This is a genomic window from Streptomyces sp. CA-249302, assembly GCF_050936785.1.
Lineage (GTDB): Bacteria > Actinomycetota > Actinomycetes > Streptomycetales > Streptomycetaceae > Streptomyces.
On record NZ_JBNJMG010000001.1, the window covers coordinates 5,350,642 to 5,366,068 of the forward strand.

The 15,427-nt window shown below is 71.3% G+C and carries 13 protein-coding genes, 1 tRNA gene and 1 pseudogene; 11 read left to right on the forward strand and 4 right to left on the reverse strand.

Going from position 1 to position 15,427, the window contains the following annotated elements; genetic code table 11:
* Positions 1–48: 48 nt before the first annotated feature.
* Both ACQEWB_RS24070 and ACQEWB_RS24075 read left to right on the forward strand, forming a co-directional pair.
* Positions 49–1,419: a PLP-dependent aminotransferase family protein gene (locus ACQEWB_RS24070; protein WP_432834282.1), complete on the forward strand. Its 1,371-nt coding sequence runs from the start codon at positions 49–51 to the stop codon at positions 1,417–1,419.
* 90 nt (positions 1,420–1,509) lie between these two features.
* Positions 1,510–2,757 carry an MFS transporter gene (locus tag ACQEWB_RS24075; RefSeq protein ID WP_432834284.1) on the forward strand — a complete coding sequence of 416 codons (1,248 nt, stop codon included), beginning with the start codon at positions 1,510–1,512 and terminating at the stop codon, positions 2,755–2,757.
* Here ACQEWB_RS24075 and ACQEWB_RS24080 read toward each other — a convergent pair.
* The 3 genes from ACQEWB_RS24080 to ACQEWB_RS24090 all read right to left on the reverse strand — a co-directional run bounded on the left by ACQEWB_RS24080 (position 2,732) and on the right by ACQEWB_RS24090 (position 5,060).
* On the reverse strand, positions 2,732–3,565 hold the full coding sequence (locus tag ACQEWB_RS24080; protein ID WP_432834286.1) for a triphosphoribosyl-dephospho-CoA synthase: 834 nt from the start codon (positions 3,563–3,565) through the stop codon (positions 2,732–2,734). The genes ACQEWB_RS24075 and ACQEWB_RS24080 overlap by 26 nt on opposite strands.
* A gap of 9 nt (positions 3,566–3,574) precedes the next feature.
* Complete coding sequence (locus tag ACQEWB_RS24085; protein ID WP_432834288.1) at positions 3,575–4,510, reverse strand: intradiol ring-cleavage dioxygenase; 936 nt, start codon at positions 4,508–4,510, stop codon at positions 3,575–3,577.
* A gap of 100 nt (positions 4,511–4,610) precedes the next feature.
* Positions 4,611–5,060: an ATP-binding protein gene (locus tag ACQEWB_RS24090; protein ID WP_432834290.1), complete on the reverse strand. Its 450-nt coding sequence runs from the start codon at positions 5,058–5,060 to the stop codon at positions 4,611–4,613.
* 223 nt (positions 5,061–5,283) lie between these two features.
* Between ACQEWB_RS24090 and ACQEWB_RS24095 the strand changes: the two genes are divergently transcribed.
* The 9 genes and pseudogenes from ACQEWB_RS24095 to ACQEWB_RS24135 all read left to right on the forward strand — a co-directional run bounded on the left by ACQEWB_RS24095 (position 5,284) and on the right by ACQEWB_RS24135 (position 15,085).
* Complete coding sequence (locus ACQEWB_RS24095; RefSeq protein ID WP_432834292.1) at positions 5,284–6,111, forward strand: hypothetical protein; 828 nt, start codon at positions 5,284–5,286, stop codon at positions 6,109–6,111.
* A gap of 114 nt (positions 6,112–6,225) precedes the next feature.
* Entirely contained in the window at positions 6,226–6,969 is a 744-nt protein-coding gene (locus ACQEWB_RS24100) for a YcnI family copper-binding membrane protein (RefSeq protein WP_432834294.1), read from the forward strand.
* A gap of 40 nt (positions 6,970–7,009) precedes the next feature.
* Positions 7,010–7,651: pseudogene (locus ACQEWB_RS24105) on the forward strand (SCO family protein); the annotation flags it as partial.
* A 7-nt stretch (positions 7,652–7,658) separates the two neighbouring features.
* Entirely contained in the window at positions 7,659–8,111 is a 453-nt protein-coding gene (locus ACQEWB_RS24110; RefSeq protein WP_432834296.1) for a copper chaperone PCu(A)C, read from the forward strand.
* Between the two features lie 13 nt (positions 8,112–8,124).
* A complete protein-coding gene (locus ACQEWB_RS24115; protein WP_432834298.1) occupies positions 8,125–10,095 on the forward strand; it encodes a copper resistance CopC/CopD family protein in 1,971 nt (656 codons plus the stop codon).
* 8 nt (positions 10,096–10,103) lie between these two features.
* A complete protein-coding gene (efeB, locus tag ACQEWB_RS24120) occupies positions 10,104–11,498 on the forward strand; it encodes an iron uptake transporter deferrochelatase/peroxidase subunit (protein WP_432834300.1) in 1,395 nt (464 codons plus the stop codon).
* Positions 11,499–11,531: 33 nt separating this feature from the next.
* Positions 11,532–12,464 carry a prephenate dehydratase gene (gene pheA, locus ACQEWB_RS24125; protein WP_432834302.1) on the forward strand — a complete coding sequence of 311 codons (933 nt, stop codon included), beginning with the start codon at positions 11,532–11,534 and terminating at the stop codon, positions 12,462–12,464.
* A 549-nt stretch (positions 12,465–13,013) separates the two neighbouring features.
* Positions 13,014–14,291 carry a serine--tRNA ligase gene (gene serS / locus ACQEWB_RS24130; RefSeq protein ID WP_432834304.1) on the forward strand — a complete coding sequence of 426 codons (1,278 nt, stop codon included), beginning with the start codon at positions 13,014–13,016 and terminating at the stop codon, positions 14,289–14,291.
* Positions 14,288–15,085, forward strand: coding sequence for an HAD family hydrolase (locus ACQEWB_RS24135; protein ID WP_432834306.1), 798 nt, complete (start codon positions 14,288–14,290; stop codon positions 15,083–15,085). Before serS ends, ACQEWB_RS24135 begins: the two co-directional genes overlap by 4 nt.
* 15 nt (positions 15,086–15,100) lie before the next feature.
* Here the strand turns inward: ACQEWB_RS24135 and ACQEWB_RS24140 are convergent.
* Positions 15,101–15,187, reverse strand: a tRNA-Ser gene (locus ACQEWB_RS24140).
* Positions 15,188–15,427: the final 240 nt, after the last annotated feature.

Here is a 15,427-nt window from a genome sequence, read left to right on the forward strand (position 1 = left end):
GTACCTGTGGGGTGCCCGGCCATTCACGTGCCTAGGGGGAGGGTTTTCGTGAACGACTTCTGGTCCGGAGTCGGCGTCGATCTGCATCTGGAACCCGATGCGGGAGACGGTCGGCGGGTCGGCCTGGAGCGGGCGCTCCGTGATGCCGTGCGGGACGGCCGGCTGACGCCCGGGACGCGGCTGCCCGCCACTCGGCGGCTCGCGACCGAGCTCGGTGTTTCACGTGGAACAGCCAAGGCCGCCTACGACCAGCTCGTCGCCGAGGGGTATCTGACCGCTCGGCAGGGGTCGGGGACCCAGGTCGCCTCGTTGCCGTCGGCCGACGCCGAGGCTCCCAACACGGCCGCACGCGCGCGTACTCCGCGTTTCGATCTGCGGCCGGGGAGTCCGGACGTAGGGGCCTTCCCCGCCGCCGCCTGGTTGCGGGCGCTGCGGCGGGCCATCGCGACGGCGCCCCTGCTGGCGTACGACTACGGGGATCCGCGCGGGCGCATCGAGCTGCGGACGGCGCTGTCGGGGTACCTGGGGCGCGCGCGGGGCGTGATCGCGCCGCCCGAGCGCATCGTGATCACCTCCGGGTACGTGCAGGGGCTCGCGCTCCTCACGCGCGTGCTGGAGGGCGGCACGGTCGCCATGGAGGACCCGGGGCTGCCGTTCCACCGGGAGGTCGTGCGGCGCAACGGGGGCACCGTGGTGCCGGTGCGCGTCGACGAACGAGGGGCGTGCGCCGAGGAGCTCGGGGAGGATTGCGGGGCCGTCGTCGTCACGCCCGCCCACCAGTACCCGACCGGCGTGACACTGCGCCCCGAGCGGCGGCGCTCACTGACCGACTGGGCACGCGCGCGTGGCGGGCTGATCGTCGAGGACGACTACGACGGGGAGTTCCGTTACGACCGCCAACCCGTCGGCGCCTTGCAGGGCATGGCGCCCGGACAGGTCGTCTATCTCGGTACGGCGTCCAAGACGCTCGGGCCGGCCCTCCGCCTCGGCTGGATGGTGCTGCCGCCGCACCTGGTCGACGCGGTCGCCGACGCCAAGCTGCACAGCGACCACCACACCGAGTCCATCGGCCAGTTGGCGCTCGCCGAACTCATCGACAGCCATGCGTACGACCGCCATGTGCGCGCGTGCCGGCTCCGATACCGGCGCCGACGCGACCAGCTCCTGGACCGGCTCGGCAACCGGCACACGGTGCGCGGCATCGCGGCCGGGCTGCACGCGCTCGTGGAGGTCGCCGACGAGGCGGAGGTACTGGAGCGGGCGGAGGCGGAGGGGCTCGCGCTGGGACGCCTGGGGGAGCACTGGCACGGGTCGGGCGAGGGGCGGCCGCAGGGGCTGGTCGTGGGGTACGGGACGCCTCGGGAACGGGTGTATCCGGAGGCGTTGGCGGTGCTGGGGAAGGTGCTGGACGGGGGCTGAGCGGGGTGCCGGACGGCCGGTAATTGGGCCATCAAAAGGCGCGCTGATTGGGTCTGTGGATGGGTCCACTGCAGGTCTAGTTTCGTGGGTATGACATCTCGCCTCGTCCCGCCCGCGGGTCCCCAACGCGTCCTGGCGCTCGCCCAGTTGACGAACTCCATCGGTGACGGCGCCTACTACGTGACCTCGGCGCTCTACTTCACCCATGTCGTCGGGCTCGCCCCCGCGCGCGTGGGACTCGGGCTCACCGTGGCGTGGGCGATCGGGTCGCTTGCCGGGGTGCCGCTGGGGCGGCTCGCCGACCGGCGCGGGCCGCGGGGGACGGCCGTACTGCTGGCGCTGGGAACCGGGGCGGCGGTCGGTTCGTTCCTGGTGGTGCGGGGGTTCGTGCCGTTCGTCCTCGCGGCCTGTGCTTACGCGACGGCGCAGTCGGGGCTGGCGGCGGCCCGGCAGGCGCTGCTCGCGGGGTTGGTGACCGCCGGGGAGCGGACGGGGCTGCTCGCGCATCTGCAGGCGACGCTGAACGCCGGGCTGGCGGTGGGGGCGGGGCTCGGTGGGCTGGCGTTGCAGGCGGGGACTCGGGGTGCGTATCTCGGGGTGTTCGCGCTGGACGCGGTGAGTTTCCTGGTGTGTGCGGGGGTGTTGTCGCGGCTGCCGGGGGTGGCGCCGGTCTCGGTGAGGCGACCGGACAACTCGGTGGCACGGCCCGACCGGCTCGGGGTGCTGCGGGACCGGCCCTACGCCGTGCTCGCGCTCCTCAACACCGTTCTGCTGCTGCGGATGCCGCTGCTCAGCCTCGGGCTGCCGTTGTGGATCGCGGAGCGGACGACCGCGCCCACCTGGGTGGTCTCCGCGCTGTTCGTGCTCAACACCGGTGCGGTGATGCTGTTCCAGGTCCACACGGCGCGGGGCGTCACCGGGGTCGCGTCGGCCGCGCGCGCGGTGCGGCGGTCGGGGTGGGCGATGCTCGGGGCGTGCGCGGTGTTCGCGCTGTCGTCCGGGGCGTCGCCGTGGGTGGCGGTGGGGGCCCTGGTGGCCGGGGCCGTGCTTCAGGTCGTCGCCGAGATGGGGCAGTCGGCGGGTTCCTGGCAGCTCTCCTTCGACCTGGCCCCGGCCGACCGGGTCGGCGAGTACCAGGGCTTCTTCGGCACCGGGGTGACGGTGGCCCGGACCCTCGGCCCACTGGTGCTGACCTCGCTGCTGGTGGGGTGGGGGACACCGGGGTGGCTGCTGCTGGGCGGGGTGACCGTGGTGGCGTCGTACGCGATGGGGCCGGCGACCCGCAGGGCCGCCGGCCGGATGGTGACCGAGGTCAGCCCACCGGTACTCGCGCGCTGACCGGCAACGAGTCCAGGAACAGCGCCCCCGCCAGCAGCCCCGCACTCCCCCGCGGGCTCCACCCACGCTCGTACAGGTCGGCGTCGAGGGCCGTCAGCGCGTCGTGTCCCGCCTCCGTCGCCGTACCGCCCGCCTCCAGGACGGCGCGGGCGCCCGCCTGGACGTGCCGGAGGCCCAACGGGCCAGCGGTGTAGAGGAGTTCCGTGTCCTGAAGCGTGGACATCACCGTGAGCAGCGCGTCCAGCCGGGCCTGCGTCTCCGTGGCGCCGGCCGAGCGGGCCGTGGTGAGGGTGTCCAACGCCCGCCGCACATGCGGGAATCCGGCGCGGCCCTCACCGCGGGCACCTGCGGCGCCGTATTTCGCGGAGATCGTCGAGCCGCGCGAGGGCCGGCGTGGGGCGCCCTTGTCGTTGAGGGCGGCGAGCTTCTTGGCCGCGGCGGCCACGTCCCGGGCGCCTGCCCGGGGTTGCAGCGCGGCCGCGGCGACCAGGAAGCCGAGCGCCCACAGGGCGCCCCGGTGTCCGCCGCCCGTCAGGCCCACCGAGTGCTCGGTGGACCGTCCGATCGCGCCCAGTTCCGCGCGCAGCTGCGGGCTGGGTTCGCCGGTGCGGCGGGCGGCGGCGGCCATCGCCGCGAGGCCGGGCGCGAGCGCCTTGGCCGACCAGCGCAGGGAACAGTGGTCTCGGCGTCCGGCGGGTACACCGAGGTCACGCGGGTCGGGCAGGCCCGGCTTGGGAGCCAGTGCCAGTTGCCCGGTCAGCGCCGCCACCGCGGCCTGCGCAAGCGTCTCGTCCTCGCGGCTGCTCATAACCGCACCTTAGGAGGACGCCGAGGCCGAAGGACTGGCGCTGTCGCTCGGGGCGTCGCTCGGCGGCGTCCCGGTCGGCGCGTCGCTCGGCGGAGTGCCACCGCCGCCGCTGCCCGCACCGGTGTTCTCCGCGTCCGGGTCGATGCCGAGGGTGAGGAAGCCCTTGTAGCCCTTGGACGGGTCCTTCTTGTGCACGGCCTTCAGGGTGAGCAGACCGCTGGCGGCGCCGCCACCGTCGTACACCATGTCGTTGTCGAGCGTGGTGTAGCTGCCGGTGTGCTTGGAGTACGGGTCGAGAGTGAAGATCTCCTCGGCGATGTCGTCGGCGAAGAAGAGCTGGCCGGTGTAGTTGACCTTGCCGCCCTCGTAGGTGCCGTCCTCCTTCTCGCCGCCCGTGTGCACCTTCACGTGGATGTGGCAGGTGCGCGGGGTGTACCAACCGGGGAAGATCGTCTCGAACTTGACGACCCCGTTGGCGTTGGCGACCTGGTAGCCGCGCAGGTAGGTGCTGTCGTTGGCGGAGTCGCCCTCCTCGCTCTCCGCGGGCGCGGAGCCGCCGGGGTTGGCGGTGGTGTAGCCGGAGTAGTAGCCCCAGGCGTCGCAGTGCCAGATCTCGACCGCGGCACCCTTGACCGGGGTGCAGCCGTCGGTGGCGTCGACGACGGTCAGGCGCAGGGTCAGCGGGACGCCCGCCTTGCCCTCGGTGATGTCCTTGCGGACCAGCGCGCCGTCCAGGTAGTAGGGGCCCTCGGTGACGCTGGCCATCAGCGTCGCGCACTCGCCGGTCGAGGTGGCCGACGCGGTCGCGTCGTCGGTGGCGTCGGTGGTGGTGTCGGCGAACGCCGACTGGTAGCCGGCGACGGCGAGCCCGCCCGCCGCGACCGTGCCGCCGGTGACCGCGATGGCGCGGCGCCGGGTGATGGAGTTTCTGTGGTTTCCCGTCATGATCGGGAACGTAGGGACGCCGACCGTCAGGGATGTAGGGCCGGGCTGAGAACGAGCTGTGAATGCTGAGGATGCTGAAGTCCGTCCGGATCCCGGCGGTTCACACCGCGATCAGCGGCGCGTCCTCCCGCCACTTGAGGATCTTGTCGAAGCTCACCACCGTGCCCCCGCGCCCGGGCTTGTCGCCGATGTGGACGTGGTCGGCGAGCTCCCGGATGAGACACAGGCCTCTGCCGTGCTCGGCGTCCGTGCGGGCCGGGCGGGTGGTGGGGGTGCCGCCCGCGAACCCCGGGCCGGAGTCGGTGACTTCGATCCGGCACTTCTCGCCGTCCAGGTAGGCGGTGACCCGGTACGCCTCCGAGGACCGGCCGGGCGCGGTGTCGCCGCCGTGTTCGACGGCGTTCGCGCAGGCCTCGCTCAGGGCGACCCCCAGGTCGTAGGAGACATCGGGGTCGACGCCCGCCGTCTCCATCGTGCCGAGCAGCAGCCGCCGGGCGAGCGGAACGCTCGCAGCTTCCCGCCGCAAATGGAGTGACCACCAGATGCTCATGCTCCAGCCTCCCGGCCGCGGCTCGACATACCGTTTCTTATTGCCGCCAGTACCCGGGTGTAAGCACGGAGTTGACGTGATGCCGCCCATATGGGCGATGCATCCAAATCGGAATCGGTGTATGTGTGGGCGGCTCACACCAGAGGGTGATGTTCCGGTTCGTACTTCACCTTGCGGACCTGCCGTATGGGCCCGGTAAGCGCAGTGCGATGATGGGCCCGCCATGACTGCCCCCCACCAGCGCAGGGCGCGCTCCGGAGCAGACGTCCGGATTCTGCGGGCCGCGGTGTTCGCCGCGGTCTGCGTCGTGCTGGCCGCGGCCGGTCACACGCTGGCCTCCTGCGCGACCGTTCCGCTGTGGACGCTGGGCGCGGGATTCCTGGGGGCCTTCCTGGTCGCGGCGCCGCTCGCCGGGCGGGCGCGCTCGCTGCCGGGCATCGTGACGCTGCTCGCCGCCGGACAGACCGTGCTGCACACGCTGTTCGGGCTCGGGCAGCACCGGGCCGCCTCGGGCGGTATGTCGATGGCCTCGATGTCCGACGCCTCGCTGGTCGAACGGGCCGCGCGCCTCGTCTGCGGGACCACCGCGGCGGCCATCACCCCCGCGCACGCCCGCCGGATCCTCGCCGACGCCCGGCTCAGCCCGGACACGGCCATGGACATGAGCTCCATGAACCACTCGCCGGACGCGCTGTCCGGCACCGCCTCACCGGCCGCGCTGCTGCCATCCCTGCCGATGCTGCTCGGCCACGTCCTCGCGGCGATCGCCGCCGGCTGGCTGCTGCGCCGCGGCGACCTGGCCCTGTTGCGGCTGATCCATCTGTCCGAGCAGTCCGCGGACTCCTTGGCGGAAGGGGCGGTCGTACGGTCCCTGCGCGCGGCCCTCGCCCTGGTGCGCGCCCTGCGTGCCGGGCTGCCGGCCGCGCCCGGGACCGGTCCGCGTCCGCCGCGCACCGCGCTCCTCGCGCCGCGGAAGCCCCGTACCACCGCACTCCAGCACTCGGTGATCAGGCGCGGCCCCCCGGCCGCCGGGTTCGAACTCGCCGCCTGACGCGACGCGACCAGCACTCCGTTCCCTCGAGGGGCCGGCCGCCGTCGTGCGGCGCACACGTGCGCGTGCGCGCGTCCCTCACCGGAACTCACTCGAAGTGGAGTGCTCCCTGCCATGAAGGCTTCTCGTCTCGCCGCCTCCGGCGCCCTCGCCGGCACCGCCGTACTCGCCCTGTCCGCCCCCGCGTTCGCGCACGTCAGCGTGGAGCCCGAGGGCACCGCCGCCAAGGGCGGTTACGCGGTCGTCGACTTCAAGGTCCCCAACGAGCGCGACGACGCCTCGACCACCAAACTCGAGGTCATCTTCCCCACCGACCACCCGCTGGCCTCCGCCATGCCGGAGCCGATGAACGGCTGGAAGATCGCGGTCACCAAGACAAACCTGGCCAAGCCGCTGGAGATGCACGGCGAGAAGATCACCGAGGCCGTCTCGAAGATCACCTGGACCGCCACCGGCAAGGGCGTCGAGCCGGGCTACTTCCAGAAGTTCCCGGTCTCCGTGGGCGCGCTGCCCGAGGACGCCGACGAACTCGTCTTCAAGGCCGTCCAGACGTACTCGAACAAGGAAGTCGTGCGCTGGATCGAGGTCCAGCAGGACGGCCAGGAGGAGCCCGAGAACCCGGCCCCCGTGCTCACCCTGTCCGCCGCCACCGAGGAGGGGCACCACGGCTCGGCCACCGCCGAGGACGCCTCCGACGAGACGGACTCCGGGTCCGCCGAGAACACCGCGGCCGACACGACCGCCTCCGCCGACAGCAGCGACACCACCGCGCGCGTACTGGGCGTGGTGGGCATCGTCGTCGGCGGACTGGGCGTGGCGTACGGCGTGCTGGCCGGCCGTCGGCGTACCAACGCCTGAGGTCTTCGATCCGCCCTCACAACATCTGGGACATTTTCATATGCGCAAGAAGACGTTCGCCGCGGCGGCACTGCTCGCCGCCGCCACCCTGACCCTCTCCGCCTGCGGCAGCGGTGGCGGCGACGACTCACCGGTCGCCGTGGTCTCCGAGGACGGCACGCAGAAGGCCGCGACCCTGCTCGACCAGCCGTTCGAGAAGCCGGACCTGGTGCTGACCGACACCCAGGGCAAGAAGTACGACTTCCGCAAGGAGACGGCCGGGAAGCCGACGCTGATCTACTTCGGCTACACCCACTGCCCCGACATCTGCCCGCTGACGATGAACAACCTCGCCGTCGCCAAGAAGCAGCTGTCAAAGGCCGACCAGGACAAGCTGCGGATCGTGTTCGTCACGACCGACCCCAAGCGCGACACCCCGGCCGAGCTCGGCAAGTGGCTCAAGGGCATCGACCCGCAGATCGTCGGCCTGACGGGCGACTTCGCCACCATCCAGGCCGGCGCCCGCACCCTGGGCATCTCCATCGAGCCGACCCACAAGGACAAGAAGACCGGCAAGACCGTCTCCGTGCACGGCACCCAGGTCATCGCGTTCTCACCGAAGACCGACGGCGGTTACGTCCTCTACGGCGAGGACGCCACCGTCGACGACTACACCAAGGACCTCCCCAAGATCATCAAGGGGAGAACCCGTGAGGCACCTCGTCGTGCCCGCGGCGGTGATAGCGGGCGCGCTGGCCCTGACCGGCTGCGGCGGCTCCGGCGACGCCAAGGCCGAACTGTCCGTCTCCGCCTCCTACATGCCCCAGCCGGTCACCGGCGAGATGGCCGCGGGCTACTTCACCGTCGCCAACAAGGGCGGCGAGAAGGACGAGCTGACCTCGGTCACCAGCGACGCGGCGGGCAGCGTCACCATGCACGAGACCGTCGGGCAGTCCATGGAGGAGGTCAAGTCCCTCGATGTGCCCGCACACGGTCAACTCGTGTTCAAGAGCGGCGGCAATCACCTGATGTTCGAGAAGCTGAAGCGCAAGCCGAAGCAGGGCGAGAAGGTGACCGTCGAACTGCACTTCGCCAAGTCCGACCCGATCACGGTCGAGATGCCGGTGGAGTCGGCCACGTACAACCCTGCGACCGGCCACTGAGGAGGGCACGACCGTGACACCGACCATCACCCCCCGCCGTGTGCGGACCCTGGTGCTGCTGTTCCTGGCCGTCGCCGGGGCGCTGCTCGCCGGCGCCGGACCGGCCTCCGCGCACGCGGCGCTCACCGGCAGCGACCCCGCCTCGGGGGTGGTGGTCGACAAGGCGCCCACCGAGGTCGCGCTGACCTTCTCCGAGAAGGTCGCCACGAACAGCGACTCCCTGCGTGTCCTCGACCCCAAGGGCAAGCGGGTCGACACCGGCAAGCCGACCGACGTCAGCGGCACCACGTACTCCGTGCCCCTGCACAGCGGCCTGCCCGACGGCACCTACACGGTGGCCTGGCAGGTCGTCTCGGCCGACAGCCACCCCGTGGCCGGCGCCTTCACCTTCTCCATCGGCGCCCCCTCCCAGACCACCGTCTCGGTCTCCGGCGACACCGCCGGCGGCGGGGTGGTCGGCTGGCTCTACGGCTTCGGGCGGTACGTCTCCTACGCCGGCTTCATCGTCATGGTGGGCGGCGCCGCCTTCGTCCTCGCCTGCTGGCAGCGCGGTTCGGGGGTACGGCCGCTACAGCGGCTCGTCGTCTCCGGCTGGCTCGCGCTGACCTCGGCGACCCTTCTGCTGCTGCTCCTGCGCGGCTCCTACACCAGCTCCGGCAAGGTCGGCGACGTCTTCGACCTGAGCCTGCTCGGGCAGGTGCTGCAGACCAAGACAGGCGCGGCGCTCGTCTCCCGACTGCTGCTGCTCGCCGCCGCGGCGCTGTTCATCGCCGTGCTGTTCGGGGCGTACGACAAGCGGGAGGACGAGGAGAAGCGGGACCTCACCTTCGGGCTCGCGATCGGCGGGTTCGTGGTGTCGGCTGGGCTCGCGGCGAGCTGGGCGATGGCCGAGCACGCCTCGACCGGGCTCCAGCCGGGCATCGCGATGCCGGTCGACGTGGTCCATCTGCTGGCCGTCGCGGCCTGGCTGGGCGGTCTGTGCGCACTGCTCGTCGCGCTGTACCGCTCGGAGACACCGATCGAGGCCTCGGCGGTACGACGTTTCTCGACCGTCGCCTTCGGCAGCGTCTGCGCGCTGGTCGCGACGGGCGTCTACCAGTCCTGGCGCCAGCTGGGCTCCTGGTCGGCGTTCACGGACACGGCCTACGGCCAGCTGCTGCTGGTCAAGATCGGGCTGGTGGCGCTGCTGGTCGGGATCGCGTGGATCTCGCGGCGGTGGACGGCGCGGCTGGCGGACACGGCCGTGCTCAAGCCGCGCAAGGCCGAGGCGACGGAAGACTCCGACGTGACCGAGGGCGAGAAGGAGCCCGCGGCCGCCCGGGCCGGCTCCGCCTCCGCCAAGACCGCGGCAGGCGGCGGCTCCGCGGCCGAGGGCTCCAAGTCCTCCACCGACGCCAAGCGCAGCGCCCAGCTCGCCCGGCAGCGGGCCGCCGCGGACACCGCCCGGCAGAAGCGGCAGCGGGACGCCGATCCCGACCGGTTCGGGCTGCGGCGCTCCGTGCTCGCCGAGGCCGGTGTGGCCGTCGTGCTGCTCGCCGTGACCACCGTGCTGACGCAGACCGAGCCGGGCCGTACCGAAGAGGACGCCAACGCGGCCAAGACGGCCGCGTCCTCCTCTTCCTCCGCGTCGGACTCGTCGTCCGGGGCGCTGACGCTGACCATGCCGTTCGACACCGGCGGCACGGACGGCAAGGGCGTCGTCTCGGTCGACCTCGACCCCGCGCGCGTGGGCGGCAACGAGATGCACGTCTACGTCACCCGGCCCAACGGGCGCGCCTTCGACATCCCCGAGGTGAAGGTCTCCTTCACCCTGGAGGCCAAGAAGATCGGGCCCCTCCCGGTCGCACCCGACCACGTCACCACCGGCCACTGGGCGGCGACCGGAATCCAGATCCCCATGGCCGGCGACTGGAAGGTCGCCGTGACCGTGCGGACCTCCGACATCGACCAGGCGACCGTCTCCAAGAACGCGCAGATCGGCTGAATCGCACCATGGCTGACCAGTCCATCCCCGAGGCCCGCACGTCCAAGGCGCCGCCCGGCCCGGAGGGGGCCGTTTCGGAAAACGGCCCCCTTAGGGAGGGCGTTTCCGAAGACAGCGGCACCGGGCAGGGCGTTTCCGAAAACGGCGCCCCCAAGGAGGGCGTTTCCGGGAACGGCACCTCCGGAGCCGGTATTTCCCGGCGCACCCTGCTCGGTACCGCCGGCGCCACCGGCCTCGTGCTCGGCGCGGCCGGCGGCGCCGTGGGCTACGCCGCCGCGCCCTCCGAGGCCACACCGCTCTCCTCCCTCGGCGCGGACATGGCAATGTTTCACGGGAAACATCAGCCCGGGATCACCGAGGGCCTCCAGGCCAAGGGCCACCTCGTCGCCTTCGACCTGGCGGCGGGCGCGGGCCGCAAGGAGGCGGCCGCGCTGCTGCGCCGCTGGTCGGCGACGGCCGAGCGGCTGATGGCGGGCGAGGCGGTCGGGAGTGACGACACGGATGTGGCGCGGGACGCCGGACCGTCGTCCCTGACGATCACCTTCGGCTTCGGGCACAGCTTCTTCGCCCGCACCGGCCTGGAGAAGCAGCGCCCGGTCTCCCTCGACCCGCTGCCCGACTTCTCCTCCGACCACCTCGACAAGGCGCGCAGCAACGGCGACCTGTGGGTGCAGATCGGTGCCGACGACGGCCTGGTCGCCTTCCACGCCCTGCGCGCGATCCAGAAGGACGCCGGCGCAGCGGCCCGTATCCGCTGGCAGATGAACGGCTTCAACCGCACGCCGGGCGCCACGGCCCACCCCATGACGGCCCGCAACCTCATGGGCCAGCTCGACGGCACCCGCAACCCCAAGCCGACGGAGTCCGACTTCGACCAGCGGATCTTCGTGCCCTCGTCCGGCTCGAAGGACCCGTCGTGGATGGCGAACGGCTCCTATGCCGTCGTACGCCGGATCCGGATGCTCCTCGACGACTGGGAGAAGCTCTCGCTCACCGCCCAGGAGAACGTCATCGGGCGCCGGAAGTCGAACGGGGCGCCGCTGTCCGGCGGTTCCGAGACGACCGCGATGAACCTCGACAAGACCGACGCCAAGGGCGAGTACGTCGTCCCGGTCAACGCCCACTCCCGGATCACGCGCCCCGACCAGAACGGGGGTGCGGCGATGCTGCGGCGGCCGTTCTCGTACCACGACGGCTTCGACGCGGACGGGGTGCCGGACGCCGGTCTGCTGTTCGTGTGCTGGCAGGCGGACCCGCTGCGCGGCTTCGTCACGGTCCAGCGCAAGCTCGACCGCGGCGACGCCCTGTCGAGGTACATCCGGCACGAGGCCAGCGGCCTGTTCGCGGTGCCGGGCGGCGCGGCGAAGGGCGAGTACGTCGGGCAGCGGCTGCTGGAAGCGTGAGCCGGGTTCCCCTGGGGCCATTAGGGTGAGGGCATGCCAGCGAGCTATGCCTACCTCGGTCCCGAGGGCACCTTCACCGAAGTCGCCCTGCGAACGCTGCCCGAGACGGCCACCCGGGAGCTGATCCCGTACGTGTCCGTGCAGTCCGCGCTGGACGCGGTCCGCGCCGGCGAGGCCGAGGCCGCTTTCGTGCCGATCGAGAACTCCGTCGAGGGCGGCATCACGACGACCCTCGACGAGCTCGTCGCGGGCGCACCGCTGATGATCTACCGCGAGGTGCTCCTTTCGATCACCTTCGCGCTGCTGGTCCGGCCGGGCACCAAGCTCTCCGACATCAAGACGGTCTCCGCGCACCCGGCCGCCCAGCCGCAGGTCCGCAACTGGCTGAAGGCGAACCTCCCGGACGCCCACTGGGAGTCCGCCGCCTCGAACGCGGACGCCGCCCGGCTGGTCCAGGAGGGCCAGTACGACGCCGCCTTCGCCGGTGAGTTCGCGGCCGCCCGGTACGGCCTGGAGGCCCTGGAGACCGGGATCCACGACGCGGAGAACGCGCAGACCCGCTTCGTGCTGGTCGGCCGGCCCGCCCGGCCCGCGGCGCCGACCGGCGCGGACAAGACGTCCGTCGTGCTGTGGCAGCGCGACGACCACCCCGGCGGTCTGCGCGACCTGCTCGGCGAGTTCGGGACCCGTGGCATCAACCTGATGCTGCTCCAGTCCCGCCCGACCGGCGCCGGCATCGGCAACTACTGCTTCTGCATCGACGCCGAGGGCCATATCTCCGACCGCCGGGTGGCCGAGGCGCTGATGGGCCTCAAGCGGATCTGCCTGGAGGTGCGGTTCCTGGGCTCGTACCCGCGGGCCGACGTGGGCGTGGCGGACGTGAGCGCGCCGCGCCTCGGCACCTCGGACGAGGAGTTCGTCTCCGCGTCGGACTGGGTGGCCCGCTGCCAGGACGGTCGTTTCTAGCCCGTTTCCGGCCAGTCACACCTGTCCTACCTGCTGATTTTAGTTATCCACAGGAGTTATCCACAGGTTGGCTTCTCGACCTGGGGACAAGTCGACAGTGGAGCACCACTCAGTCGACAAATCGCTCTACAGGCCCCTCCCGGGTTCACCATCGCGCACATCACCCTTCGTCCACTCTTTTCCTTTGGGCAATCCTTTGGGGCGACCCATTTCCACTCGAAAGTGGGGGTAAATGTGGTTTGCCCTGGGAATCCTCGGGTTCACGGCCGCGTTTCGGATTGATCAATTCCGACGTCCACAGATCATCCACACAGCCTGTGGATAACTCTTCGGAGGGTGTGGACCGCTGTGGACAACCGAACCCCAAGTCCCGTTCCGCACAAGGGATTCGAGTCAACCAGGCGCCCGCGCCCTGCCCCGTCCCAGGGAGTGGGACACTTTTCATTGACACGCTGGGCAATTACCCCATAACGGAATGTAAGCCGCAATTCGCCAAGCAGTGGGAAAGGTGAGTCGTGGGCCCTGTCCCGCACCGGTAGCCTTGACCGCGTGATTGACCTTCGCCTGCTCCGTGAGGACCCCGACCGTGTGCGCGCGTCCCAGCGCGCCCGTGGAGAGGACGTCGCGCTCGTCGACGCTCTCCTGTCTGCCGACGAGCGGCGCAGGTCGTCCGGCGTCCGCTTCGACGAGCTGCGCAACGAGCAGAAGTCGCTCGGCAAGCTCATCCCCAAGGCCTCCGGCGACGAGAAGGCCGAGCTGCTGAAGAAGGCCGGCCAGCTGGCCGCCGACGTCAAGGCGGCCGACGCCGAGCAGAACGAGGCCGACGAGGAGACCAAGCGCCTCGCCCTCCAGCTCGGCAACCTCGTCCACCCCGACGTGCCCGTCGGCGGCGAGGAGGACTTCGTCGTCCTGGAGATGCACGGCACGATCCGCGACTTCGGCGCCGAGGGCTTCGAGCCCAAGGACCACCTGGAGCTCGGCGAGGCGCTCGGCGCCATCGACGTCGAGCGCGGCGCGAAGGTCTCCGGCTCCCGCTTCTACTACCTCACCGGCGTCGGCGCCCTGCTGGAGCTGGCCCTGGTCAACGCGGCGATCGCGCAGGCCACCGAGGCCGGCTTCATCCCGATGCTGACCCCCGCGCTGGTCCGCCCGCGCGCCATGGAGGGCACCGGCTTCCTCGGCCAGGCCGCGGAGAACGTGTACCACCTGGAGAAGGACGACTACTACCTGGTCGGCACCTCCGAGGTCCCCCTCGCCGCGTACCACATGGACGAGATCCTCGACGCGGACAAGCTGCCGCTGCGCTACGCCGGCTTCTCGCCGTGCTTCCGCCGCGAGGCCGGCACGTACGGCAAGGACACCCGAGGCATCTTCCGGGTGCACCAGTTCGACAAGGTCGAGATGTTCTCCTATGTCGCCCCCGAGGACGCGGAGAACGAGCACCGGCGGCTCCTGGACTGGGAGAAGCAGTGGCTGACCGGCCTCGAACTGCCCTTCCAGGTCATCGACGTGGCCTCCGGCGACCTCGGCGCCTCCGCCTCCCGCAAGTTCGACTGCGAGGCGTGGATCCCCACCCAGGGCAAGTACCGCGAGCTGACCTCGGCCTCCAACTGCGACAGCTTCCAGGCCCGCCGCCTCTCCGTGCGCCAGCGCGACGGCAAGAAGGTGCAGCCGCTGGCGACGCTGAACGGCACGCTGTGCGCCGTACCGCGCACGATCGTGGCGATCCTGGAGAACCACCAGCAGGCCGACGGCTCGGTCGTCGTACCCAAGGTGCTGCGCCCGTACCTGGGCGGCCGCGAGGTCCTGGAGCCGGTCGCCAAGTGACCTTCCCGTACCAGCTGATCGCGACCGACCTCGACGGAACGCTCCTGCGCTCCGACGAGTCGGTCTCGCAGCGCACCCGCGACGCCCTCGCCGCCGGCACCGCGGCGGGCGCCGCGCACATCGTCGTCACCGGCCGCGCGGTCCCGTGGACCCGGCACATCCTCGACGACCTAGGCTACGAGGGCCTCGCGGTCTGCGGCCAGGGCGCACAGGTGTACGACGCCGGTGCGCACCGCCTGCTGACCTCGGTCACCCTGGACCGGCAGCTGGCGGGGGTGGCCCTGGCCAAGATCGAGGCGGAGGTCGGCCCGCTGCATCTGGCGGCGAGCCGGGACGGGCTGGACGGCGAGGTGCTGGTGGGTCCGGGTTACGCGCTCACCGGCGAGCTCCCCGCGACCCCGTTGACGGACGCGTCGGACCTCTGGGCGGCGCCGCTGAACAAGATCTACATACAGCATCCGGAGCTGACGGACGACGAGCTGGCGGAGGCCTCGCGGCAGGCGGCGGGCGGTTTCGTGACCGTCGCGATGGCGGGCGCGGGCATCGTCGAGCTGCTGCCGCTGGGCCTGTCGAAGGCGACGGGACTGTCCCTGGCGGCCCGCCGGCTGGGCATCAAGGCCGCGGACACGATCGCCTTCGGCGACATGCCGAACGACGTCCCGATGTTCGCATGGGCGTCGTACGGGGTGGCGATGGCCAACGCCCACGAGGAACTCAAGGCGGTGGCCGACGAGGTGACGTCCTCCAACGAGGAGGACGGGATCGCGGTGGTGCTGGAGCGGTTGCTCGGCTGAACCTTCGTTTTCTTGCGGAGGATGCACGGATCGAACGTGCGCGGGCCTTTCGACCCGACCACGGTTTAGCAAACCGGTGCCTTACCACTCGGCCAATCCTCCGGGTGGGCGGCCCACGCGAGAGCGACATCGCGTGCTCGAAGCGGCCGCCCCGGGCAGTTCCTTGCGGTCGTACTCGACGGTGGGGTAACTACACCGGAGTCCTCCGCGAACTGCCCTGAAGGGAGCTGGACGTACTGTCGTGCATGGACATCGTCCGGCTCCTCTCCCAGACCGTGGCGCCGGATTCGTCCTCCGGCGGTGTGGACACAACCACTGTGCCTGTACGACGAGTTGGACGCC